At 35.3% G+C, this 21791-nt stretch carries 22 protein-coding genes and 1 pseudogene; 10 read left to right on the plus strand and 13 right to left on the minus strand.

Going from position 1 to position 21791, the window contains the following annotated elements:
- Positions 1-2: 2 nt before the first annotated feature.
- Positions 3-284 carry a YkvA family protein gene (locus ILS93_RS16205; protein WP_000733852.1) on the minus strand — a complete coding sequence of 94 codons (282 nt, stop codon included), beginning with the start codon at positions 282-284 and terminating at the stop codon, positions 3-5.
- A gap of 242 nt (positions 285-526) precedes the next feature.
- Positions 527-937: a VOC family protein gene (locus ILS93_RS16210; protein WP_064473874.1), complete on the minus strand. Its 411-nt coding sequence runs from the start codon at positions 935-937 to the stop codon at positions 527-529.
- Positions 938-1045: 108 nt separating this feature from the next.
- Here ILS93_RS16210 and ILS93_RS16215 point away from each other — a divergent pair, with 108 nt between their 5' ends.
- The 4 genes from ILS93_RS16215 (at position 1046) to brnQ2 (ending at position 3649) form a co-directional block, all read left to right on the plus strand.
- Positions 1046-1261, plus strand: coding sequence for a spore coat associated protein CotJA (locus ILS93_RS16215; RefSeq protein ID WP_064473875.1), 216 nt, complete (start codon positions 1046-1048; stop codon positions 1259-1261).
- An 8-nt stretch (positions 1262-1269) separates the two neighbouring features.
- Complete coding sequence (locus ILS93_RS16220; RefSeq protein WP_000194954.1) at positions 1270-1533, plus strand: spore coat protein CotJB; 264 nt, start codon at positions 1270-1272, stop codon at positions 1531-1533.
- A gap of 12 nt (positions 1534-1545) precedes the next feature.
- Entirely contained in the window at positions 1546-2115 is a 570-nt protein-coding gene (gene cotJC, locus ILS93_RS16225) for a spore coat protein CotJC (RefSeq protein WP_000265283.1), read from the plus strand.
- Positions 2116-2332: 217 nt separating this feature from the next.
- Positions 2333-3649 (plus strand): branched-chain amino acid transport system II carrier protein BrnQ2, encoded by a 1317-nt coding sequence (gene brnQ2 / locus ILS93_RS16230; protein WP_064473876.1) that lies wholly within the window; start codon positions 2333-2335, stop codon positions 3647-3649.
- Positions 3650-3684: 35 nt separating this feature from the next.
- Here the strand turns inward: brnQ2 and ILS93_RS16235 are convergent, their stop codons facing one another.
- From ILS93_RS16235 to ILS93_RS16245, 3 genes are all read right to left on the minus strand, one after another.
- A complete protein-coding gene (locus ILS93_RS16235; protein WP_222660873.1) occupies positions 3685-4689 on the minus strand; it encodes an ABC transporter permease in 1005 nt (334 codons plus the stop codon).
- A gap of 1 nt (position 4690) precedes the next feature.
- A complete protein-coding gene (locus tag ILS93_RS16240; protein WP_064473878.1) occupies positions 4691-5557 on the minus strand; it encodes an ABC transporter permease subunit in 867 nt (288 codons plus the stop codon).
- A gap of 88 nt (positions 5558-5645) precedes the next feature.
- A complete protein-coding gene (locus tag ILS93_RS16245; protein WP_064473879.1) occupies positions 5646-6380 on the minus strand; it encodes a YwaF family protein in 735 nt (244 codons plus the stop codon).
- 211 nt (positions 6381-6591) lie between these two features.
- On the opposite strand from ILS93_RS16245, the gene ILS93_RS16250 reads away from it, so the two are divergent.
- From ILS93_RS16250 to entC, 4 genes are all read left to right on the plus strand, one after another.
- A complete protein-coding gene (locus ILS93_RS16250; protein ID WP_064473880.1) occupies positions 6592-7698 on the plus strand; it encodes an efflux RND transporter periplasmic adaptor subunit in 1107 nt (368 codons plus the stop codon).
- Positions 7695-8369, plus strand: coding sequence for an ABC transporter ATP-binding protein (locus ILS93_RS16255; RefSeq protein ID WP_064473881.1), 675 nt, complete (start codon positions 7695-7697; stop codon positions 8367-8369). The genes ILS93_RS16250 and ILS93_RS16255 overlap by 4 nt, the downstream gene beginning before the upstream one ends.
- Before the next feature lie 26 nt (positions 8370-8395).
- Positions 8396-9547: an ABC transporter permease gene (locus ILS93_RS16260; protein WP_406655986.1), complete on the plus strand. Its 1152-nt coding sequence runs from the start codon at positions 8396-8398 to the stop codon at positions 9545-9547.
- A gap of 448 nt (positions 9548-9995) precedes the next feature.
- A complete protein-coding gene (entC, locus tag ILS93_RS16265; RefSeq protein ID WP_098098304.1) occupies positions 9996-11405 on the plus strand; it encodes a cell wall-binding protein EntC in 1410 nt (469 codons plus the stop codon).
- A 49-nt stretch (positions 11406-11454) separates the two neighbouring features.
- On the opposite strand, the pseudogene ILS93_RS16270 reads toward entC, so the two are convergent.
- The 8 genes and pseudogenes from ILS93_RS16270 to ILS93_RS16305 all read right to left on the minus strand — a co-directional run.
- Positions 11455-11628: pseudogene (locus ILS93_RS16270) on the minus strand (HEAT repeat domain-containing protein); the annotation flags it as partial.
- An 88-nt stretch (positions 11629-11716) separates the two neighbouring features.
- Complete coding sequence (locus ILS93_RS16275; RefSeq protein ID WP_088047962.1) at positions 11717-12802, minus strand: DUF871 domain-containing protein; 1086 nt, start codon at positions 12800-12802, stop codon at positions 11717-11719.
- A complete protein-coding gene (locus tag ILS93_RS16280; protein WP_088047963.1) occupies positions 12792-13070 on the minus strand; it encodes a hypothetical protein in 279 nt (92 codons plus the stop codon). Before ILS93_RS16280 ends, ILS93_RS16275 begins: the two co-directional genes overlap by 11 nt.
- Positions 13046-14356, minus strand: coding sequence for a PTS sugar transporter subunit IIC (locus tag ILS93_RS16285; protein ID WP_001013047.1), 1311 nt, complete (start codon positions 14354-14356; stop codon positions 13046-13048). Before ILS93_RS16285 ends, ILS93_RS16280 begins: the two co-directional genes overlap by 25 nt.
- Before the next feature lie 79 nt (positions 14357-14435).
- Positions 14436-14741 (minus strand): PTS sugar transporter subunit IIB, encoded by a 306-nt coding sequence (locus ILS93_RS16290; RefSeq protein ID WP_064473885.1) that lies wholly within the window; start codon positions 14739-14741, stop codon positions 14436-14438.
- Between the two features lies 1 nt (position 14742).
- Positions 14743-15063, minus strand: a complete 321-nt coding sequence (locus ILS93_RS16295; protein ID WP_000131328.1) for a PTS lactose/cellobiose transporter subunit IIA — start codon at positions 15061-15063, stop codon at positions 14743-14745.
- A gap of 111 nt (positions 15064-15174) precedes the next feature.
- On the minus strand, positions 15175-17115 hold the full coding sequence (locus tag ILS93_RS16300) for a BglG family transcription antiterminator (protein WP_222660875.1): 1941 nt from the start codon (positions 17113-17115) through the stop codon (positions 15175-15177).
- Positions 17116-17191: 76 nt separating this feature from the next.
- Entirely contained in the window at positions 17192-18280 is a 1089-nt protein-coding gene (locus tag ILS93_RS16305) for a DUF871 domain-containing protein (RefSeq protein ID WP_064473887.1), read from the minus strand.
- Positions 18281-18599: 319 nt separating this feature from the next.
- Between ILS93_RS16305 and ILS93_RS16310 the strand changes: the two genes are divergently transcribed.
- Both ILS93_RS16310 and ILS93_RS16315 read left to right on the plus strand, forming a co-directional pair.
- The gene (locus ILS93_RS16310; RefSeq protein WP_048562484.1) at positions 18600-19802 is read left to right on the plus strand and encodes an MFS transporter; all 1203 of its coding nucleotides are present in this window, start codon (positions 18600-18602) and stop codon (positions 19800-19802) included.
- Positions 19803-20134: 332 nt separating this feature from the next.
- Positions 20135-21790, plus strand: coding sequence for a Na/Pi cotransporter family protein (locus ILS93_RS16315; RefSeq protein ID WP_064473889.1), 1656 nt, complete (start codon positions 20135-20137; stop codon positions 21788-21790).
- Position 21791: the final 1 nt, after the last annotated feature.

Below are 21791 nucleotides of genomic sequence, written 5' to 3' on the forward strand. Positions count from 1 at the left end.
TCCTATCCTACGTTTACGTTATGCTTTTCTTGCAATTGTACTGGCGCCATTTTTACAATTCGATTCAAAATGAATAACACAATTCCGATATCATCTAAAATACCGATAAACGGCAGGAAGTCTGGAATTAAATCAAGCGGCATCGCAACATACCCAACTAAAAAAGCAACAGATAAAATTTTCTTCTTTATTGAAACCTCTTTTGAAGTAAAAAAGTCAAATAGAAATGGAACGAAACGACGAACATGAAATACAACTCTTAATCTACTAATAAGTTTTTTCATTTTTATTTCTCCTCTCTTTGTATACAAAAAGGACCCTACCAAATATGGTAAGGGTCCTAAAAAAAGACAATAAGGGGCCTTTACCATTGCTGGTAAAGGTCTCACTAACAACGAAACGTTGCCAATAAAGCCGAGGGTTTCTCCCTGTAATGACGACTTTACTGTAATAAGTTACTCCCCTTTATATACACAGTTTTATACAATCACATTAAAATATTTGCCTAAGCTTGTCAATATTTTTTTCATTCGACATCCAGATTATTACATTGTAAAAGGCTCTCTTCCCTGTTCTCTATGAAAAGGAATTGGAGTGTATAACCATCTGGATCATGAAATATTATTCTAACTTCTTCGCCATGGTGCTCTTCTACAAATGATATTTGATAAAACACTAACTTTTTCTTTAACCGCTCGATATTTGTAGTTTTTAACAATAGTTCTTTCACTGATGATATAACGGTCTCTCTATGTTCTCCCAGTCCCCTATTTACAACAAAACAAATTCTCGTTGAACCGATATCATACCACACACCTGTTACACGTATTTGTGGCCTCTCCTTGCTCGGTTTAAACCCTAGAATTCCTTCATAAAAATATAATGTTTCCTTTAAGTTTTTAGATTCTAATACAATACATGTTGTAACACTTTCCATCCGCACTCCCCCTGCCTCTTTTAGTTTTCTATATGAGTCATAATTTGCAATTATGTACGAATACAATACTTAGTGATGAATATTTCATTTATAAAGGAGGCGTGTAACATGGATGAATTTATGAAATCCTACATACCTTTCCATAGCCCAAACGACCCTTGCCCTCCAATTGGAAAAAAATATTACTCAACTCCCCCACACCTATTTATGGGCTTTCAACCACCTAACCTACCCCAATTCCCACCAAAAGAAGCTTTACGAAAAGGAACTCTGTGGCCTGCTTTTTATGATTTTTATGAAAATCCTTACAAAAAAGGACGGTGAATAAAAACATGACACAGACATTGCCTGATGAATATTACAAATGGATTGAAGAACTACAAGAACTAGACTTTGTATTAGTTGAACTTACCCTCTATTTAGATACGCACCCAAACGATACTGCAGCTATAAATCAATTCAACGATTTCTCCTATAAACGAAGAGTATTACAACAAAAAATTGAAGAAAAATACGGGCCACTTCAGCAGTTTGGAAATAGTTATTCTAACGCTCCATGGGAATGGAGCAAAGGACCGTGGCCATGGCAAATATAAAGGAGAGAAACTATGTGGATTTATGAAAAGAAATTACAATATCCAGTTAAAGTGAGTACTTGTAATCCAGCACTCGCCAAATTATTAGTTGAACAGTATGGCGGTGCGGACGGCGAACTGGCTGCTGCTCTTCGCTACTTAAATCAGCGTTATACAATTCCTGACAAAGTTGTCGGCTTACTAACCGACATTGGCACAGAAGAATTCGCACATTTAGAGATGATTGCGACAATGATTTATAAATTAACAAAAGATGCAACACCAGAGCAAATGAAAGCTGCAGGATTAGACGCACAGTACGCTAATCATGATAGTGCTTTGTTTTATCATAATGCTGGTGGCGTTCCTTTTACTGCTACTTATATTCAAGCAAAAGGAGACCCTATTGCAGATTTATATGAAGATATTGCTGCTGAAGAAAAGGCAAGAGCAACTTATCAATGGCTCATTGATTTATCTGACGATCCTGACATAAATGACAGCTTACGCTTCTTACGTGAACGAGAAATTGTCCATTCACAACGTTTCCGAGAAGCAGTTGAAATTTTAAAAGAAGAACGTGATAAAAAAATATTTTTTTAAAACACGTATCCTAGCGATATGTGTTTTTTTATGTTAAAAGTTAAATCCTTCCTATTAAAGATATAAATAGTATATTTATTCGATTTAATGCATTATTTTTTAATATTTTCAAAATTCCCTATTGCTTTCTAGTCATCAGACCTTTAAAATAGTAACAGTTACTCGACAAATTATTTGAATTTTCGACAAAAACACTCATTAGGAGGATTTTCTTTATATGCGTACAACTTTAAAACCAGCGCAAATACTTTCGATTAGTTTATTACTATTCGCAGTTTTCTTCGGTGCTGGTAATATGATTTTCCCGCCCCTTCTCGGTCTTTCTTCTGGAGAAAATATGTGGATTTCCATTACAGGATTTATTATTACAGACGTCGGTTTATCTTTACTAGCTATCGTCGCTGTTGCCCTTGCCGGTGGTAGTTTCAACACTTTAGCAAGCCGTGTTCATCCAAAATTCGCAGCAATATTCGCTATCATTATTTATCTTTCAATCGGCCCACTATTTGTTATTCCACGAACTGGATCTGTATCTTACGAAATTGGGATTGCACCACTTTTCCCGGACCAATGGTACTCTATGTTAATCTTTAGTGCGATTTTCTTTATAGTCGTTTACTTCTTATCATTAAATCCATCAAAATTAGTAGATCATATTGGAAAAATATTAACGCCAATTTTACTTGGAATTATTGCAATTATGGCAACAAAAGCGATTCTTTCACCAGGAACGTTTACAGAACCTGTTGGTGACTATAAAGAAATTCCATTTTTTAAAGGATTTCTTGAAGGATTTTTAACGTTAGATGCAATTGGAGCACTTGTATTATCAACAATTGTTGTAAATGCAATTCGCCAAAACGGTATACAAGAGAAGAAATCAATTGCGAAATATACAATTATTTGCGGAAGCATTGCAGCTCTATTCTTAACAATTGTTTATTTCTTACTCGGTTATATCGGCGCTTCAAACGGCAACTTAGGACAATTTGAAAACGGTGGTCAACTATTAGCTACTGTTATGTATCAATTCTTTGGGACAAGCGGTAATGTTTTATTAAGTATCGCCATTATCTTCGCTTGTTTAACGACAGCAATTGGCGTTGTAAGTGCATTCGCCAACTATTTCGCAACAGTATTAACAAATGTTTCATATAAGAAACTCGTACTATACGTTTGTATCTTTAGCTTCGTGATTTCAAACTTAGGATTAAGCTTATTAATAAAAATTACATTACCTGTATTAATCATTTTGTATCCAATTACAATCATTTTAATTTTCGTATCATTTATTGATAAATATACGAAACGTAAACCTTCTGTCTACATCGGATCAATGCTCGCAGCATTCATTATTAGCTGTATTCATGCTCTTGATAATGTGGAATTGATACCAAGTTTTATCGCTAATATCGTACACACCATTCCTTTTTATAACTTAGGAATCGGCTGGATTATTCCTGCAATTATCGGTGGTATAATCGGATACTTTATTCCGCAAACAGAAGCTGAAGGTGAAGTTTCTACAAAATAAAAAGAGGCGAGCATGAACTCCATGCTTGCTTCTTTTCACATCGTATGTTTAAAAGTAAATAACTCTTCTTTTGACTGCACAGCAGATTGTTCTTCTTCTATAGCGTCCTTCTTTATCTCTCCTCCTAACCTTACTTTCATCATCGCCTCTTCTATACTTTTTACAATCATATTTCCTGAAAAAATAGTAAGTCCAAAAAATGTAATGGGAACGAGCGGAATCCATGGATTCACTGTTAATGATCTAAAATAGACTCCAATTAAACCTGACCATTCATGCGTGTAAGATTCTATTTCTTCTATCGGTCCTAAAAACTGAACTGTTCCACCAAAGAATATTTCCAGTAATCCTAAGTGCAGTAAAATAGTAAGAGTCTGCGTAAACTGCTGGAAAAATACAAGTATAAACGTCATATAAAGATGCGGAAAAATATGCTTTATAACAATGTGCCTTCTCGATCCACCTAATATGCACGCAGCTTCAATAAATTCTTCGGTTCTCAGCTTACGGACTTCCTTCGCAACATACAGTGCAATAACTGGCATCACAAGCATTACAAGTAATAAAACTTGAAACGAAGCTCTTTCAAAAAAGGTTGTTGTTTCCTCTCCACTCCCAAATGCATTTGCAGATTGAAGAAAAAAATATGCAATCATAACTGTCGGAATAACTGTAAAACTATCAAAAAAAGCCTCGATTTTTGAAAAACCTCTTTTTACATATGTTCCGAGTACGACACCGAAAAACACACCTATTACCATTCTAAGTGCCGCAATTAAAATAGATATACCAATTGTCCACTTCGCACCTTCAATGACTACATGTAACAGGTCGTATCCTTTCCGATCTGTCCCAAGTAAAAATTGGAATGAAGGTGAAAACGGTGGAACTTCTGGATTTTCATCCGCATCATATTGCAACGTAACTTGTCTAATATATCCATCATTCCATATCGTATTTCCGATGCTCAAAAGAACTAATATGAGAAGAAACCCAATGCTTATCCAAAATCTTTTATCGCGTTTTATATACGTCCACATATTATAGTCTCTCCTTCATCGCAGCTGGAATGAGATAATGAAACAATTTAAACAAAATAAAAATCGGAATATAAATAAGCAGCACACTAACGATGAAAACCTCAATCCTAATACCCTCATACGATTTCAAAAACATAAAAATACCACCCGTATTAAAAATCCATTCTATAATATATAAATTAGATAACATAAAAAAGATATTCGTTTTTGCAAAGAAAATTGTACTAAGCAACACATTTCGTAAAATATGACGATTTAAAATATGAAAACGATCCAGCCCTTTCGCCTTAGCAAAAAGTACATAATCTTTTTCTAGCTCATTTTCAAAACGAAGCACTAACATTTTTACAAACAAAATCGTAGTCGGTATACTCAAACAAAATATTGGTAATCCTCTAATTGATTCGCCTCCAATTGATGCAATTTGAAAGGGCAAAAAACCTGTTTGTTTAAAAAACCATACAACTAAAATTTGTGATACTAAAATAAGTAGAATGTCTGGAATAGATTCTAAGAAGATGAGAAATGATTTAATGCGATGTTGTATACGCGGTGAACTACTCATAATCACATAAACAATACAAAATGCTACAAATAATGAAATAAAAAAAGCAGCTAAAAAAATAACAATCGTTTCTTTATAATGGACGAACAACTGCGGAAATAAAAATTTACCTCTCACATATTGAAAATTAGAGATATCCATTAAGTTCACAAACACTTCTTTTAAACTCTGTATGTACCTTGATACATGCAGCTCAAATCCATAAAATAATTTTGGCAGTGCCCCTAAACAAATAATACCCAAAATCGAAATAATAAATTGAACCGTCACTTCCATCCCATTCAGAAAAACTTTTTTGACCACGTTTTCCCTTCTCTCTCTATATAATTTACCACTTAATTTTATTCTTAATTTTCCGAATTGTAAATATTCACACAAAAAAATCACTAGGTTATGATCCTAGTGATTCTTTATGCGCATGCCCTTCTCTTTTCGCAAACGGCATATACAAAATAAAACATCCAATAAGCGCAGCTATTTCTAATGAAATAATATAGTAAGGGTGCGGCCCTAACATATCAAGTAATGAAGCAGTTTCTGGCTTACGAGCTAAAAACATATAATTGCCACCTGTTTTGTAGTTCACAAAAGAAACGATTGGAATTACTATGTTTAAAAATATCATCGTACGCTTAATTGATTGCAAGGTCGGTCTATATCCTTCTACCCACGTCATAAAGAGTGGCGCCCAAATGAGCAATACATGTGCAACGAAGAATTCTATAAAGCGAAAATGCGGAAAAGCATATTGCACGTTCGGCGTTAAAATAGCTTGTGATGCACCGATAATTCCTGTAAAAAATACAATCTCATATATGCGGTAACTTTTCGTTACAATCATAATCGACGCTAACAATAAACTAATCGTACATAGCTCAAATGGTAATGAAGTGGCTAGTTCAAAAATCCCTGCTTTCCATTCCCACATATGAAGTCCAATTTCACTTCCAATAAATAAAAATGCAATCGCATATCGAACCGTTATATTCCACTCACTTTGCCGTAATACATCTTGGTATTGATACAGAAAAAATATCCCCACTAACATAATAAATAATATAAGGACGTGTTGCCTTGAGTATGGAATAAATGGTTTTAATGGATGCGCACTAAAATAAGCTTCCATCTTGCCTCCTCCTCTCCTTCATACAATATTATTGTAAGAAAAAAGCGACGAGTCAATTCATTTGCTCACACTTGGACAAGCTCTACCTTACATTTACATATTCATACCTTACAAAACTGTAAGGTTATTGTAAGCTAAAACGATTTGTCAGATTCTTCACCTCTTCTATACTTAATGTAGATACTAAAACGAACGAAAAGGTGATAAATAGATGAAGAAGAAAAATAAAGTGTTAATTACTAGTGTAGTAGCAATCGGAATTGCAGCTGGATCATATTTTGCATTTGCTGGTGGCGGTGGTTCAGAAGTAGCAATGGCATATAGCGGATATAAAGTAACAGAAAAACAAATTGAAAACGCGCAAAAATTTGGCGGTGAAGTCATTCCAAACGGCATCGAAACAATTTCATTCGATCCAACAAAAGGTACGTATGAATTAGCTGTAAAAAAAGGTGATGAAGTAAAAAAAGGTCAACTCCTTTTTAAATATAATGACCCTACTGCGAAACAAGGTGTAACAGAAGCAGAAATGCAAAAGAAAATCGCACAAAAAGAAGTAACATTGTTCCAAAAACAAATTGATGCAGCGAAACAAAAATTACAAAAAGATAAAAATGCAGGCCTTCCTGCTGAAGCATTAAAAGCATCAGAAATCGAAGTACAACAATTAGAATCACAAATTGAAATGAAAAAGTTTGAAGTTGAAAAATCTGATGAAATGATTAAAGCAGCAAAAGAGAAAGTAAACACACTTTCTGTAACGAGCCCTACTGATGGCGTAATTGATGACATCGTAAAAATTGCTGATGAAAAAACAGGTATGAGCGGCATTACACTTCGTCACGCTGGTCCATTTAAAGTAAAAGGTCAACTTTCTGAATATGAGCTTGCTAGTATGAAAGTTGGGCAAGAAGTAACTGTTTCATCAAAAACGGTTGCTGGTAAGACTTGGACAGGAAAAGTAACAGAAATCGGTTCTACACCATTAAAGAGCATGGACGAAAATAAAACAGTTTCTAACTATCAATTCACTGTCACATTAGACAATAGTGAAGAATTACAAAACGGCTTCCACGTTTACGTAACAAGTAAATCTGGCGAAGCAACTGGTACAATTGTTCCGAAAGGCAGCATCGTGAAAAAAGGTGACAAAAATGTTGTCTTCGTTGTAAAAGACGGTAAAGCGAAAGAACAAGCAGTTACTGTTGAATTCGAGACTGATAGCGAAGCAAAAGTTTCTGGAGTGAAAAAAGGAGAGCAAATTATCTCTAAACCTGAAAAAGACTTAAAAGATGGTATGGAGGTTGTCGTTGAATGATTAACTTAAAAGGCATCACGAAATCTTTCCAAAATGGCGCAGAATCCGTTCAAATATTACACGGCATTGACGTAACACTGAACCAGGGAGAATTCACTTCTATTATGGGACCATCTGGTTCTGGTAAATCAACATTAATGAACATTATCGGTTGCTTAGATAAACCAACGACAGGTGCGTATGAACTAGCTGGTCAAAATATTTCAAACATGTCTGAGACAGAACTTGCACGCGTTCGTAATAAAGAGATTGGGTTCATATTCCAAAACTTCATGTTATTACCGAGACTTACAGCACTTCAAAATGTAGAATTACCTCTTATTTACGCTGGAGTTGATAAAAAAGAAAGACGTGAGCGCTCATTAGCCGCTTTAACAAAAGTAGGCTTAGCTGATCGTGCTACTCACCTACCGAACGAATTATCAGGTGGACAAAAACAGCGTGTCGCAGTCGCACGTGCAATCGTAAATAATCCAAAGTTCATTTTAGCCGATGAACCGACAGGTGCACTTGATACGAAAACGAGTACACAAATTATGGACCTCTTTTACGAATTAAACAAACAAGGCTCAACAATCATTATGATTACCCATGATCGTGAAATCGGGGAAGCTGCAGCACGTCAAATTGTAATTCGTGACGGAAATATCGTCCAAGATTGGAGAGGTTAATTTTGAACACGAGTGAAAATATACGCATGGCCCTTTCCTCTATCTTTGCCCATAAAATGCGTTCTATATTAACGATGTTAGGTATTATTATCGGTATTAGTGCCATTATTACTATCATCTCAATGGGTGATGGTACAAACGCAAAGTTTAAAAAAGAGTTAGGCCAAGGAAAAGATACTGAAGTAACGATTTACTACAACAACCCTGATTACGGAACTGATAGTGCCAAAATTACAGCTGATATGTTAAAACGTCTTCAAACTGTTCCTGGTGTTAAAGATGTGTATCCAGATGTAAGTATGAAAGTAAAAGCATCTTCTGGTTCAAAAGATGTCTCTCTTGATTTAAAAGGTGGAACAGGCGCCTTCATGACAGATGCGAAAATAAAATTAGTTCACGGTCGTGAATTAAATGATAGTGAATTAAAGCAAGCAATTCCTGCTGTTATTTTAAATGAAGAAGCTTTCAACAAATTGTTTAATGGTTGGGAATCAAATTTATATACTGATATAAAAGGAAAGCCATATAAAGTAGTCGGTGTGTATGAAGCAAAAAATGATTTCGGAATGGCTATGTCAGAAGGTTATACATCACTTGAAAACGCTCCTGTAATCTCAGGAGTAACTGAGTATGACTCTGTAAGATTAATATTAACTTCGCCAGCAGAACGTAAAAGTGTAGAAAAACAAGCTGCTTCTGTTTTAAACGAAATGAAAGCTCCTAAATTTGAGCATAAATTCGAAGCACAAGATTTAGGTGAATTTACGAAGCAATTAGACGAGTCCATCGGTATGATGAAAATGGTATTCGGTGGTATCGCTGCTATTTCTTTACTTGTTGGTGGTATCGGTGTAATGAACATTATGCTTGTATCTGTAACAGAACGTACACGTGAGATCGGTATTCGTAAAGCACTTGGTGCAACGCGCGGCAAAGTATTAACACAATTCTTAATTGAATCTTGTATTTTAACAGGACTCGGTGGTTTCATCGGATTCATGCTCGGTATCTTCTTCGCTTGGATCGTCTCAATCTTTGCCGGATGGCCACTCGTTATCTCAAAAGAACTTGGACTTCTTTCAGTAGGTATCTCAATGCTAATCGGTATTGCATTCGGTTTACTACCAGCGAACAAAGCTGCAAAACTTGATCCAATTGAATGTTTACGATATGAGTAAATAAAAAACGTAGGAGTGTAAACTCCTACGTTTTTTATTTATCTATTAAATCGTGTTTCTTCTATTATATATGTTTCACATTATCAACACCTTTAATTATTTTAGCGTACTAAAGCTATTATAGAATCCTATTATTGCAAAAATAATATGTGAAAGACTAAAATCAAGGCGTAATTTTTTCCATACCTCGACTTATTTTGTAACAATTATAGCGATATTTCATTGATTTTCACCTCATTTATATTTCTCCACAACTAAAATAGTTATTTTTACATAACTAATCTCCTGTTCCAACAGCAAAAAACGTCGTTTTTGTAACAATTAAGAAACAATTACGTAACACTACAGAAACATTATTAACCTATTAGAAATTGAAATACTCTCATTTTTATGTATCACATGCTCTAACCTCCCCTAACAACTATAAGAAAGCGCTTTTAGGATATTACTGGAATTATTACAGAATATTAATGACCCGTTACGAATGCTTTGTAGTTTTGTGTTTTCCGCAAATAAGAAAATAATGGTTGCTATAATGAGGTCAACGAAAACAAATGCAATGGAGGCTATTATGAAAAAATTTATGGGTATAGCAACAGCAGCGGTTTTTGGTCTTGGGATTTTCACAACATCTGCTAAAGCAGAAACGATTGTAACAACTGACGTACTAAACGTACGAGAAAACCCAACTACTGAATCACAAGTTGTCGGAAAGTTATTAGATGGATATAAAGTTAACGTTTTACATACAGAAAACGGATGGTCAAAAGTGAAATTGAATAGCGGTAAAGAAGCTTTCATTAGCGCTGACTATACAAAAGACACTTACTACGTAACAGCAAACGTATTAAACGTACGTGCTGGTGCAAACACAGACTCAGAAATTATTGGTAAGTTGAAACAGGATGACGTAATCGAAACAACACACCAAGTGCAAAATGACTGGATTCAATTTGAATATAACGGAAAAACAGCTTATGTTCATGTTCCTTACTTAACAGGTAAAGCTCCAGTTAAAGTTCAACCAGCAGTTAAAGTGGAAAAAACAACTAAAGTTCAAGATACAGCTAAAGCTGTGGAAGCAACTAAAGCTCGTGAAGTAGCTGAAACGCAAGCAAAAGCTAAGGCTCAAGAGGCAACTAAAGCTCGTGAAGCAGCTGAAGCTCAAGCAGAAGCTAAGGCTCAAGAGGCAACTAAAGCTCGTGAAGCAGCTAAAGCTCAAGCAGAAGCTAAAGCTCAGGCAGCAGCTGAAGCTCAAGCAGAAGCTAAGGCCGGGGAAGCAGCTAAAGCTCGTGAAGCGGCTAAAGCCGAGGCAGCAGCTGAAGCTCAAGCAGCGGCTAAAGCTCAAGAGGCAGCTAAAGCTCGTGAAGCAGCTAAAGCTCAAGAAGCAGCTGAAGCTCGTGAAGCGGCTAAAGCTCAAGAAGCAGCTGAAGCTCGTGAAGCGGCTAAAGCTCAAGAGGCAGCTAAAGCTCGTGAAACGGCTAAAGCTCAAAAACCAGCTACACAACAACCTGTTGCAAAAGAAACTGAAACAAGTGCACCATCATCTTCTCGTGAACTACGTGTTGTAGCAACAGCTTACACAGCAGACCCACTTGAAAATGGTTATAAAGCAGGCGACCAAGTAAAATCAGCTTTAGGTCATAACTTAACAGCTAATCCAAACATGAAACTTATTGCAGTTGACCCAAGTGTAATTCCATTAGGTTCAAAAGTATGGGTTGAAGGTTACGGAGTAGCAATCGCTGGTGATACTGGTGGAGCTATTAAAGGAAATAAAATCGACGTTTTAATGCCTGATAAAGGTACATCAAGTAACTGGGGACGTAAAACAGTTACAGTTAAAGTATTAAACTAGTTCGTATAAAAAGAGTCAGTCTCATTGAGGCTGACTCTTTTTTTGATTCTCACATTCTAACTTTCTCTTGAAAGTAACTAATATGATCCCGAATCCACTTTCGCTCTGACATAAATAAGTTCCCTCGTTTGTTATATACTTTATCAAACGCCTTTAAAACTTCTTCATGATTAACAAACTTATGTAAAAAACGAAGAGCGATGACAATCTCCTTCTCTCCCGTCCAAATTAAATCTATCTCTTTGCATTCTATATACGATAGATTACTATTTCAACAGAACAAAGAGGATGCCATAGCATCCTCTCCTCCCCTATTCCACACAAGTAAACTGCGTCCAAGCTCCTACATAATCTAGTAAGAATAACTCTTCTTCCGCAATTGTACCGACAATATTTTTCCGTTCATCTATCGGCATTTCTTTTAGAATGATTTGCAGTTCACCTTTATACTTACCAAATGAGTTGTTCCCAATTACAACTTGCCCTCTTTCCTGTCGTACACTTTCGCGCACTGGGAAGTCATAGTCTTTGTACTTTTTACGTACTTCTGTAGAACGTACCATATATTCTGTTATGTCGCCGCGTCTTACGTGTAATTCTTGCAGTGTCGCTTTCTTCTCTACTTCAGTCGCTTCTTCTACAAAGTGTACCTTTAGCTGTAACATGTAACGATTTAAGTTTCCTAGTTTCTCTAACTCTTCTTCACTCGCATAAGCATTTCCGATAATAACATCATCAATAAGCCCTGTTGCCCATAAATGTTTCGCTTGTACTTCAATCGGTAAATTTCGATGTTGTTCTAACGTACATAATCCGTCATTAATATCCCATGGACCGATGTCGGCTACATGTGACGTAATAAAGGCTGCCGTACGAATACCATGCTTTTTAAAGCGTTCACTACAGCGAATGAAATAATCATACGGAAGACCAGTAAATTTTTGCGGATAGAAATTATGACAACCAATTAAAGCTGGTTTATTCGCCTGGTGCGAAAGAATATTTTCTAAGTATGCAATATCGTTACTTACGTTTAGCTCAATTTTTAAGCCGTACGGATTATTCGTCATTTTCGCTTCTGTTAATCCATCAAATCCTAGATCTAAACGAATACCGTCTGCACCTAACTCTGCAAAGAATGACAGATCGCTATAGCTAATACCAAGTTGATCAAATACTGCCGGAGCTACATCTAAAATAACTTCCATATTGTTATCTTTTGCATGATTAATAATTTCTTTAAATTCAGCTACAATTTCTTCTTTCGGACGATTCACAGATAATAGACATGTGAATATTCTTGAAAAACCGTAGCGTGCTGCTGCCGAAATGTATGCCATATCTTGTTCTTTCGTTGAATGCTCTGGATAAAGTGAAATTCCTAATTTACGCTCCATGCTTTTGCATCTCCTTCACATGTTGTATTAATGCCATGCTCGTAAATCTATATTTTGCAGATAAACATGTTGCACATAAAATCGTTGGTACAATAATTACGTACGGTGATTGTAAGCTTAGCATTACATAGGCACCCATTGAACTACCGATAAATACAATTGATACAAGTAGTAAAACTAATAACGATTTACTTTGTACCCATTTTGAATAATGAGCAATACACTGCCCCGCTACGAATGTAATTAAGATGATAATTGCTCCGAGCATTCTGTTTTCTCCTCTCCTGCTACTTGTTGTTTCTCATACATTTTGAAGAATGGATAGTAAATAACGAATGAGATAACAAAGTTAATAAGTACAAGTACACCAGCCATAATTGTCCAGTCCGTACTAATAATCGCTGCAATTGGTGCTAACATCGTAAATGGCAGTTTCGCCATCATGAGCGGAATCATGCCTGAAACAACTGCGAAATATGATACTGTCGTTGTCACTAACGGTGTTATAACGAATGGAATAATTAAAATTGGATTCATTACAATTGGTGCCCCGAAAATAATCGGTTCGTTAATATTGAATAAACCTGGCACGAATGATAATCTACCTAATTCTTTTAGGAACTTAGATTTAGAGAACATAAACATAATTACTAAAGCTAATGTTGAACCTGAGCCACCGATCCATACGAACCATTGAATAAATTGCTCTGTAAATAAGTTTGGCAATTGATGTGCATTTCCTGTAGCTGTGAATACTTCCATATTTTCAAGAATTGCTGAATCCCACATTGGACGAATGATTGGTCCTAAAATCGCTGGACCATGTATACCGAATGACCAGAAGAACACGATTAAGAATACTGTTAATAAACCACCGAATAAATTATTTCCTACTAATACTGATTTTAGTGGTGCGATTAAATATGTGATTGTTGTATTCACATCAAATTTTAAACCGTAACGAATACCCCAGAATAAAAGAATAACAACTAAAGTTGGAATTAATGCTGCAAACGAGTTTGCAACTGCTGGTGGTACACTGTCTGGTAATTTAATCGAGATATTATGCTTAATCATAAAGTGATAAATTTCTACTGCAATTAAAGCTGTAACAATTGCTCCGAATAAAGATGTTGCACTTAAAGTTCCTACTGAAATGTATCTTCCTGCATCAATAACACCTGGTACAGCTTTCGTAATTTGAATTGGTTCAACTGATGCTAGTAAAAAGGCGAGTACAGATAACAACCCTGCACTTAACTGATTGAGCTGATAGAAGTTTGCGAGTGAAGCTCCTACCCCAAATGCTGCGTATAACGCCATTAAACCTACTGTAAATCGGAATGGAATATCTAAAATATGGCGAAATGGTGCAATCCACTCCATATACGCATCAATTGGTAAATTTAAAAAGATAACGAAAAATGATCCGACAATCGTTAACGGCAATGTAGAAATAACTCCGTTTCGAATTGCTAATAAATGTCGTTGTCCTGCAATCTTTTGCGTTGTTGGCATAATCTTTTGTTCCATAAAACTCATAAAACCATTCATCAATACCCCTCCTCTTTCTCTTTACTACGTAAGGACAAAAAGTTATAACATTATAATGTTTATATTTAAAAAAATATAATTATGCTAAAACTAATTGTTCTGCTTGTTTCAGTACTTTTAAACCGTCACACATCCCATAATCTCTTTGTTCTATTATTGCAACCGGTATATCGTATGACTTCGCAAGAAACTGTACCGCTGGAAACAAATACTTCACTTGTGGTCCGATTAAAACAACATCAGCACTTTTTATTTCCAGTTTCACAAGTTCTGAATCAACTGCTTTAATTTTATAATCCTTCCCTTGTTTCTTTGCCTCTTCTTGCATTTTTCTTACAACCATACTCGTTGACATGCCTGCTGCACAACATAATAAAATGTACATCTTATACTGTCACTTTCTCTTCTACTCGTTTATGAAGAGTGATAAATTCTTCAGCAAGTTCTTTCACTGTAATTGCATTCATTAAATGATCTTGTGCATGCACCAACAGTAAACTGATTTCTGCATGATTTCCTCTTGCTTCCTCTTGAATTAAGTCTGTTTGAATACGATGAGCTGCTGAAATTTCTTCACTAGCAAGTGTCATCTTTTCACTCGCATTCTCAAAATCTCCTTGTCTTGCAAAAGCAATTGCTTCAAGCGCCGCGCTTCTCGCATTGCCACCATGTAAAATTAACGCAAATGGAGTTTGCATATCAGTCATTTTAAATTCCCCCAAGCTATCTTTTTTCTATATTGTTATCTTATTATGAAAACGCATACAATTAAACGTAAAAAACTTCCGTTGTGTAACGGAAGTTTTTACATACTTTTCTTATATAGATAGTAATACCTCTTGGAAATCTTCAATTCCTTCAACATGCGTTAATTTCTCTATCGCACTTTGACTAGACATAATATCATATAAAAAATCATACAGCCGTTGTAAATCTTCATTATTATTACGTTTTACACTAAATAAAATAATAACTTGTACTTTTTTATCTCCCCAGTCAACGGACTTATCAAGTGTACAAAACATCAAAAATGTTTTCTCACTTAATAACTGCATCGGATGAGGAATCGCAACTAAATCCCCAACCGCTGTCGGAGATGTATTTTCTCTTTCCATAACAGAATCATAAAAGTTTTCTGGTACATAGTTTTTCTCAGCAGCTTTCTCACATAAAAACTGAATAACCTCTTCCTTCGTAGAAGCGCTATGATTTAAAAAGATTAAATCTTCCTTTATATACTGCTGCACGCTAGTATTCACATGCGTAAACAACTGCTGGCCGATTGACTTAAGCTCTTTATCATCAAATATTGAGTTCACTTTTATAACAGGCACAGGCAAACCACTCGGTATATGAATCGTACTAATAATACAATCTATTTTATCTTTATAAAGGTCTTCCACTTTCAATTGATAATAACCTGTAATCCCTACAATCTCTAATTTATCTCGGAACTGTGATAAAATTTTATATTTCAATAGCTGAGCGCTTCCTTGACCAGTCGCACAAACTAGTAAACATCTTTTCTTTTGATTCTGTTCCTGTAAACGACTCATCGCTCCGCCGAAGTGAATCGCAATATAACCAATTTCACTTTCCGGAATCGATTCTCCCGTATATTCACCAATTATATCTCCTACGAGAACCGCAATTTCAAAAGCATACGGATAATTCTTTTTCACTTCTGCCAATAGAGGATTTCTCGTATTTAACTTATACTTCAAACGGTTTAATAACGTTTTTAAATGAACACCAAAACCAAATAATAATTCTTCATCATAATAAAAAATAAGATTCCGTTCTTCCGCTACTTTAAAAAGAATATGTTGCATAAATGCATATAGATCTTTCCCTAATAGCTCTTCCACATTTTCATAACGATCTCTCGCTGTAACAGCAGTACTTAATAAATGCATCGTCACATATAAAACTTCTTCTTCTGGAAATAAAAGATGCAACTCTTTCTCTAAATCCCCTACAATCTGTTTCGCAATTGTATATTCTTTCTTTATGATAAGTTCTGATTGCTCCGCATTTAGTCCTTTCATATAATGTTGATCTTCACAACGCCTTAATGCAATTGCAATATGAATGACTAAATTATCAATTTCAATATCTGATAAATATATCGTTCCTCCCTCGATATACTTTAATATAACCGAACGGATAAGTGGGATATGAGGTAACGATAAATATGTATCCCTCTGTTCAAATTGCTCATGAAACGGAGTATGATCATAACGCGGTAAACCATATTGTGATAAACAAGAACGAATATGAAACTCCTCTCCCACAATACGTATACCATAATACGGTCTCTTTTCGATTTGTAATTGATAGCGACCACATATATCTGTCACATCTTTCATAATTAAATTCACAGTCGATTTACTCACATAAATCTCTTCTGCTAACTGTGAAAGCTTCACATACCCCTCTGTCGTTACAATACGTTGCAGAATGTACGCTATCCTTTCTTCATAAGAAGTTGGGATCTTTTCCGTCTGTTTTTGAAATAGGCCCACGCAAAACTCTTCAAACTTCTTCGTTTGTATAATTTCTAGTTCGTATCCAGTCCCTCTTTGCGATTCAATTTTCGCCCCGTTTTCTTCCAATATATCATTTAATAATTTTATATCTTTTTGAATCGTCTTCGTTGATACATGTAAACGGCTCGCTAAAAACGCTCGATTTAACATCGACTTCTCTTCTAAAAACTCCTCTAAAATAGAAATTAATCGCTGATGCACTTTTGTCATAGCTCTTCCTCTCACAATTTATATATAAAAAGGAAAAAGCTGCTGAGGTCAGTAGTTTTTTCCTTTTTCATTTTATCTATTTCTTTAATGTAAATCCGAATTTATCCCATGCTTGTAAATAATCTAATAAGAAAATTTCTTCTTCTACAATTCGGCCAACTACATTTGTTTTTCCTGTGTTCACCATATCTTTTAACGCAATTTGTAATTCACCTTTATATTGACCATACTGTTCATTATCAATTAAAAGATCACCGCGTTTAATTTCGCGTGTATTATGCGGTTTGAACTCTTCTTTCTTATATTTCACACGACTTTGTGTCGAACGAATCATATATTCAGATACATCTCCACGATAAAAATGCGGTTCCTCTAATACAATAATTTTTTCTAATTCTGTTGTTGTATCATCTAGTCCTATATCAAATGTTTGTTTCTCTTTATTTAATGCACCTAGTGCTTGTAATTCTTCTTCTGATGCATATGCATTCGCAATAATAACATCATCAATTAATTCTGTCGCAAATAAATGCTTCGCTTGTGTTGTCATCGGTAATTCACGATGCTGCTCTAACGTACATAAGCCTTCTGTTACTGGCCAAGGTCCGTACGTTGCATCAAATGATGAAATAAAAGCAGCCGTTCTCATACCGTAATCTTTAAATTGTTTCGAGCATTTAATGAAATGATCGTATGATAATCCTGAATAACGATGCGGATAAAAATTATGGCAACCAATTAAATTTTCACGATTTGGTCTATGGCTCATAATGTTATCTACATATTTCGTACCGTTACTCATATTAATTTCAATTTTTAAGCCGTATGGATTGTAAGTCATAATTGATTCTTCTAAACCAGAGAATCCGACATCTAAACGAATACCGTACGCTCCTAACTCATGGAAGAACGATAAATCATTATATGAAATACCTAATTGTGTAAAGACAGACGGACTAATATCAACTAATACTTGGAACCCTAATGCGTTTGCATGCGAGATCGTTTCTTTAAACTCTTCTATAATTTTCTCTTTCTCTCCATCTACAGACAATAAGCATGTGAATACACGTGTAAATCCGTATTTACTTGCTAATGTTAAATATTCCTTATCTTTCTCTACCGTTGAATGTTCTGGATAAATAGAAATACCTAATCGTCTCATATGTACACGCCTCTTTCTTCATTGTTTTGTAAACCTTTTCAAATATATGTAGTGAAAAAGTATATATCCCCTTCTCATTCACTACTTTTTGAATCCGCTTTCTTTAAAGAAAAAACAATTTCTATCATTCATAACAACTACAAGTCTATACATCTATACTTTACAACTTTTTTTCATAGTTGTGTAGCTTTTACACAAATTTGTCAGTTTTTCCACCTCGAAAATTGTTATACGTTTTCAAGGCACCTTCCTTGACTGTTACATTGACCAATACATATACTCGAAAGAAAAGAGAAAATTTTATATAGGGGATGAATATATGGGAGAAGCAATACTCGTAAAACGAGAATCATTATGGACGAAAGAGTTTGTCGCTTTAATTTTTGCAAACTTATGTATGTTTTTAGGGTTTCAAATGTTAATTCCTACTTTACCTGTTTATGTGAAAGAAATTGGTGGCACAAGTTCCAATATCGGATTTGTTGTAGGCATGTTTACCGTTGCAGCACTTTTTGTTCGACCGCTAACTGGAAACGCCTTGCAAAAATTCAATAAAAAAATCATTTTAATGATCGGTACTGCTATTTGTTTACTCGCTATGGGCAGTTATCTTTTCGCTTCAACCGTCTTCCTATTGCTTGCCGTTCGAATTTTACATGGAGCTGGTTTTGGTATTACAACGACTACATATGGAACTGTCGTTTCAGATTTAATTCCGCAAGCTCGCCGCGGAGAAGGCATGGGATATTTCGGTCTTTCTGGAACGATTGCAATGGCGCTCGGTCCACTTATCGGACTTTGGCTCATGCAAACATATAACTTCACGATACTTTTTTTATGTGCACTTTCATGTACAATTGTTTCATTAATATTAACGAAACTACTTCAAATCAAAAAATCGCCGCAACCACCACAGCAAACATCTGGTACTTTTCTCGATGGATTTATTGAGCGCAAAGCTTTACTTCCTTCATTATTAATATTATGTATTACATTAATGTACGGAGGAATCGGGAGCTTTATTACATTATTTGCTACGGAAGTCGGAATTGCTGATATAAGCCTCTTCTTCTTATTTAATGCACTTGCAATCGCTGTCACTCGTCCGTTTTCTGGAAAGTTATACGATGCGAAAGGTCATGCATTCGTTATTATTCCAGGGGTTATCATTACGTTTACAGGTATTATTTTATTGTCGTATACAACTACCATTCCGAGTTTAATTATTGCAGCAGCATGCTACGGAAGTGGTTTTGGAGCGATTCAACCTGCACTACAAGCATGGATGATCGACCGAGTAGCACCGCACCGACGAGGAGTCGCAACAGCTACATTCTTCTCAGCATTTGATCTCGGCATTGGCGCTGGCGCAATTATATTTGGATTCATTGCACATTTTACAAACTACGCAACTGTATATCGCTATTCCTCTCTATTACTTATTGCATTCCTGTTCATTTACATCACAAGTATAAGAAAGCAAAAGCATGGAGATAAAAACAGAGAAAAAGCTGCTGGATAATTTCAGTAGCTTTTTTTATCGTATTTTTGCTGTTATAAAACTACATGCATTTTCCTACATATTTTTTTACCTTTCATCAAAAAATATACGATGAATTCGCAGACGCTTTCCTTGATATTTAACTGAAAAATACTATTCTAAAAAGTGTGATTTCTTTACAAAATTAAGATTTATATAAGATGAAAACCAATAAAATACAGCTGTTTCTTTAAGTAATTGTAAACTTTTTATCTCTTTGTAAAGTTAGTGTAAATTTTACTAACAAACCGTTTACAGTGCCTCAAGGTTCAGTTAATAATTACATCGTACATGAAATTTAAGGAGTGGAATGCGTGGAATATAATGTTCAAGATATGATCTTCCAGTTCATTGGTGGATTAGGTATTTTCTTATTCGGTATTAAATACATGGGCGATGGACTGCAACAAGCAGCTGGAGATCGTCTTCGCGATATTTTAGATCGCTTTACAACAAACCCACTTATGGGTGTACTAGCAGGTATGTTAGTTACTGTATTAATCCAATCAAGTTCAGGAACAACCGCTTTAACAGTCGGACTTGTAAGTGCCGGATTTATGACATTAAGACAAGCGATTGGTGTTATTATGGGTGCGAACATCGGAACGACAGTTACTGCATTTATTATCGGAATTAAAATCGGAGAATACGCTCTCCCAGTTATGGCAGTTGGAGCAATTTTACTATTCTTCTTTAAAAATAAAAAAGTACATTCTGTAGGTCAAGTTGTATTCGGTTTTGGTATGTTATTCTTCGGTTTAGAATTAATGAGCGCAGGTATGAAACCTCTTCGTTCTTTAGAGGCATTCCAAGAGTTAATGGTTAGCATGAGTGACAATCCAATTTTAGGAATTATTGTCGGTACAGTGTTCACTTTAATTGTACAAAGCTCAAGCGCAACAATCGGTATTTTACAAGAACTATTCGGTCAAGGTGCTATTGATTTACAAGCTGCTCTTCCTGTATTATTCGGTGATAATATCGGTACGACAATTACAGCAGTCTTAGCAGCAATCGGTACTTCAATTGCCGCAAGACGTGCAGCATTAGTTCACGTTATCTTTAATATTATCGGTACCATTATCTTTACGATTATATTAATACCATTTACAAGTTTAATTCAATATTTCCAAACGTCATTAAATTTAAATCCAGAAATGACAATTGCATTTGCACACGGAACATTTAACGTAACGAATACAATTATTCAGTTCCCATTCATTGCAGTATTAGCATGGATCGTAACAAAAATTATTCGTGGTGAAGATTCATCTATTAACTTCAAACCACAACATTTAAATCCAATCTTTATTGAGCAATCTCCAGCTATCGCTTTAACTGAAGCTCAAAAAGAGGTTGTGCGTATGGCTGAATTTTCATTACACGGCTTAAAAGAAGCGAATCAATATTTAAATACACAAGACAAAAAGCACGAAAACATGGCTACTCAATTAGAAGGAGCTATTAACAATTTAGATAAAAAAATTACCGAGTATTTAGTTTTACTATCAGAAAAGCCGCTTTCACCTTCAGACTCTGAAAAACACTCCGTTTTAGCTGGTGTTGTTGGAGATATTGAACGTGTTGGTGATCATGTAGAAAACCTTGTAGAACTTGTAGATTTCCAAATTTCAAACCGTGTTTCACTATCAGACGAAGCACTAGCTGAATTAAATGAAATGCTTGAGTTAACAATTTCAACATTACAAGATGCAATCAATGCTTTAACAAACTTCGATACTGAATTAGCTCAAACAGTTATTGCAAAAGAACGCAAAATCGACCAAATGGAACGTGTTCTTCGTAAACGTCACGTATTACGCCTAAACGAACGTAGCTGTTCAGGTGATGCAAGTATCATCTTCGTTGATATGGTAAGTAACTTAGAGCGTATCGGTGATCACGCTGTAAATATTGCTGATGGTGTTTTAGGTGAACAAGGTAAAATCAATTTAAAACAATCATTATAAT

Origin of the sequence: Bacillus sp. 16GRE42, assembly GCF_019837435.1 — a bacterium.
GTDB lineage: Bacteria > Bacillota > Bacilli > Bacillales > Bacillaceae_G > Bacillus_A > Bacillus_A wiedmannii.

Coding starts and splice junctions, on each gene's coding strand:
- ILS93_RS16300 (WP_222660875.1), bottom strand. CDS start 17,115: ATGACAAAAGTGCATCAGCGATTAATTTCTATTTTAGAGGAGTTTTTA.
- ILS93_RS16260 (WP_406655986.1), top strand. CDS start 8,396: ATGGCCCTTTCCTCTATCTTTGCCCATAAAATGCGTTCTATATTAACG.
- ILS93_RS16235 (WP_222660873.1), bottom strand. CDS start 4,689: ATGTGGACGTATATAAAACGCGATAAAAGATTTTGGATAAGCATTGGG.
- ILS93_RS16285 (WP_001013047.1), bottom strand. CDS start 14,356: ATGAATGGTTTTATGAGTTTTATGGAACAAAAGATTATGCCAACAACG.
- ILS93_RS16290 (WP_064473885.1), bottom strand. CDS start 14,741: ATGTACATTTTATTATGTTGTGCAGCAGGCATGTCAACGAGTATGGTT.
- ILS93_RS16215 (WP_064473875.1), top strand. CDS start 1,046: ATGGATGAATTTATGAAATCCTACATACCTTTCCATAGCCCAAACGAC.
- ILS93_RS16220 (WP_000194954.1), top strand. CDS start 1,270: ATGACACAGACATTGCCTGATGAATATTACAAATGGATTGAAGAACTA.
- ILS93_RS16245 (WP_064473879.1), bottom strand. CDS start 6,380: ATGGAAGCTTATTTTAGTGCGCATCCATTAAAACCATTTATTCCATAC.
- ILS93_RS16255 (WP_064473881.1), top strand. CDS start 7,695: ATGATTAACTTAAAAGGCATCACGAAATCTTTCCAAAATGGCGCAGAA.
- ILS93_RS16210 (WP_064473874.1), bottom strand. CDS start 937: ATGGAAAGTGTTACAACATGTATTGTATTAGAATCTAAAAACTTAAAG.
- brnQ2 (WP_064473876.1), top strand. CDS start 2,333: ATGCGTACAACTTTAAAACCAGCGCAAATACTTTCGATTAGTTTATTA.
- ILS93_RS16310 (WP_048562484.1), top strand. CDS start 18,600: ATGGGAGAAGCAATACTCGTAAAACGAGAATCATTATGGACGAAAGAG.
- ILS93_RS16295 (WP_000131328.1), bottom strand. CDS start 15,063: ATGACTGATATGCAAACTCCATTTGCGTTAATTTTACATGGTGGCAAT.
- ILS93_RS16205 (WP_000733852.1), bottom strand. CDS start 284: ATGAAAAAACTTATTAGTAGATTAAGAGTTGTATTTCATGTTCGTCGT.
- ILS93_RS16250 (WP_064473880.1), top strand. CDS start 6,592: ATGAAGAAGAAAAATAAAGTGTTAATTACTAGTGTAGTAGCAATCGGA.
- ILS93_RS16305 (WP_064473887.1), bottom strand. CDS start 18,280: ATGAGACGATTAGGTATTTCTATTTATCCAGAACATTCAACGGTAGAG.
- ILS93_RS16280 (WP_088047963.1), bottom strand. CDS start 13,070: ATGCTCGGAGCAATTATCATCTTAATTACATTCGTAGCGGGGCAGTGT.
- cotJC (WP_000265283.1), top strand. CDS start 1,546: ATGTGGATTTATGAAAAGAAATTACAATATCCAGTTAAAGTGAGTACT.
- ILS93_RS16275 (WP_088047962.1), bottom strand. CDS start 12,802: ATGGAGCGTAAATTAGGAATTTCACTTTATCCAGAGCATTCAACGAAA.